Origin of the sequence: Microbacterium sp. C448, from assembly GCF_000582705.2 — a bacterium.
GTDB classification, from domain to species: domain Bacteria; phylum Actinomycetota; class Actinomycetes; order Actinomycetales; family Microbacteriaceae; genus Microbacterium; species Microbacterium lacus_A.
Genome location: NZ_HG779710.1, coordinates 1 through 271, shown reverse-complemented (window position 1 = coordinate 271; position 271 = coordinate 1). Strand labels below are relative to the sequence as shown.

1 protein-coding gene is annotated in these 271 nt (G+C 59.8%); it reads left to right on the top strand.

Annotated features, from left to right (window positions below):
• The coding region (locus tag MIC448_RS10770) for a hypothetical protein (protein WP_207875935.1) at nt 1–271 on the top strand (271 nt) is incomplete at both ends.

Sequence of the window (271 nt, the reverse complement as noted above, 5' to 3'; positions counted from 1 at the left end):
AACGCGTTCACAACGTCACGGAGAGCTACAGCTAGGGAGCTCGTACTGCTTCTCACAACTTCCCCGGACGCCCCTGGAGCAGAGGCTCTGCGCGATCGTTTTGGCGAGTTGCTGGGGTACCTCGCCGAGGTCCTGGATTCGGCCGCGGTGGAGGAGGAGCAAAACCGCAGCGACGACAAAGTGAAACGAACCATCAAGAACTTCGCGCGCACGCATACGAGAGGCATTTCAAAGCGGGAGGCTAAGCCTCGATCCACCGATGAGCCTTCGG